The following is a 1,826-nucleotide window of genomic DNA, read 5'->3' as shown; positions in this document are numbered from 1 at the left end:
AGCACGCTCAAAGGCAAGTTTGCTCGATACTCAGCGGTGTTCTGAATGTCGCTTCACGAGCGGGAAAGCAGATGGCTGGAACGGCGAGGATGGGTCGGAAACGGACGGTTCAGCGCATGAGGGGGCGGATTACTACCCTCGGGGATCAATGTCGGGAATACCGTCGTTTTATCGGCATGTGACCGCGAGCGCTTCCCGTCTTGGCTCTGCCCGCAACTCTGGCTGTGCAAGGGTGCTGGCTTTGTCGGTGCCGGGGACCGTCTGCGAGCGGAACCACTTTCCGGGGCAGCTTCGGACGTCTGGAGCACGGACCCCGTCCCGAGCAGATCCGGCATTCCTGCCCGACCGGCTCCGTTACCCGGGAGAGGGCTCGCAACGCCCGGCGAGAGGGCGCCGAGTGGGTCTTCAGGACGCGGATCTTCGGATCCGTCACCCCGGCGCCGGGACGTGCGACGCCCCAGGACCGGCCGCCGCCTGCCGACGCAGCGCGCTCCGGAGTTGGTAGACGAGATCCCGCTTTTTCCCCAGCAGGGTCGCCACCTCGGCCGCGGGTCGGTCCGAGAGCAGCAGGGCTCGTGCAGCGGCGTCGAGCCAGGCCCGGCGCCCGGGCCGGGGGCCGCACAGCCGTCGGCGCATCACCATCGCGGTGTTCCGCGGCACGCCGTGGCGGGCGGCGAAGGCCCCCGGCGGCAGGCGGTCGAGGTCGTCCCGGCGGGCCTGCCACCAGGCGGCGGTCTCCCGCACGAAATCCTGGGCGAGACGCTGGCGCAGGCGCACGATGACGCTCTGTCCGAGGGGCAGGTCGAGCAGCCGTGGCGCGAGGCGGTGCCGCTCGAGATGCGCCGCCAGCGGCTGGGTCAGGATCACCGCCGGGCTGCCGCGCCCTCCGGGGACGCGGATGCCGCGCACGACCGCAAAGCCGTGCCCGGTCGGGCTGGTGTGGGTCACCCGCCAGGGCGCTCCGAAGACATCGAGGACGATCCGGCGCCCGGACGCAGGAGTTGGCCGCGCGGCGCGGACGTAGCTCGCCCGCTCCCGCACGGCATGGGCCTGGGCCACCGTGCGAACCGTGCATCCCGCCCGTTCGAGCAAGTCCCGAATGGTCGTCCGGGCGAGGCCGTGGGCCACGGCGAGGTCGACGGTGCTGGCGCCCGCCTCGTAGGCGGCGCGCAGGGCGGGCAGGTCGATGGCCGCGGCCGTAGCGTGGCCACGCGCCTGGCTCCGCCCGCGTGGCTTGAGGGGCACAGGCGGGGGCCGGCCAGCGGGTGGGGATGGGGGGTCGGGCGTGTCGTGACGCATGCGGCTGGCCAGGAGAGCACGGTTGAGCGGCGGCGGTAATCACTTGAACGTCGCGGTAGAAAGTTACACAATAGGTCAACCGGAAGTGGTGCGTTGCGTTCCCGGCGTGACGGTTCGGAGACCCGCCGATGGAGCCCCATGTCCGCTACACGCAGGCGGGTCGTCTTCTGTCGATCGCGACGGTGCTGGGCGAGGACGCGCTGCTGCTGGAGCGGCTGGAGGTCGAGGAGGGCCTGTCGGCGCTGTTCACCCTGCGCGCCACGGTGCGGGCCCAGCGCGAGAGCGTGCGGGCGGACGAGATCGTCGGCACCGCCGCCGATCTGTCCCTGACCCTCGCGGACGGCACGCCCCGGGTCTGGAACGGGCTCGTGACCGAGCTGCACGAGGGCCCGATCGTCACCCGCGGCGCGCGTCAGTACGCGCTGACACTGCGCCCGCGCCTGTGGCTGATGAGCCAGCGGTCGGATTGCAGGATCTTTCGCGATCGGACCACGCTCCAGGTGCTCGAGACCCTGTGCGCCGAGCAC

At 71.5% G+C, this 1,826-nt stretch carries 2 protein-coding genes; one reads left to right on the top strand and one right to left on the bottom strand.

What is annotated here, in order from left to right:
* Window positions 1-429: 429 nt before the first annotated feature.
* Window positions 430-1,299: a hypothetical protein gene (locus ASF27_RS22385; protein ID WP_210166280.1), complete on the bottom strand. Its 870-nt coding sequence runs from the start codon at window positions 1,297-1,299 to the stop codon at window positions 430-432.
* Window positions 1,300-1,427: 128 nt separating this feature from the next.
* Here ASF27_RS22385 and ASF27_RS14475 point away from each other — a divergent pair.
* Window positions 1,428-1,826 (top strand): contractile injection system protein, VgrG/Pvc8 family (locus ASF27_RS14475; protein WP_277996077.1); only part of this gene is annotated, 399 nt, incomplete at its 3' end.

Origin of the sequence: Methylobacterium sp. Leaf102 (genome assembly GCF_001422425.1) — a bacterium.
In the GTDB taxonomy this organism is placed as follows: Bacteria; Pseudomonadota; Alphaproteobacteria; order Rhizobiales; family Beijerinckiaceae; genus Methylobacterium.
This window is presented reverse-complemented; position numbering and strand designations above follow the sequence as displayed.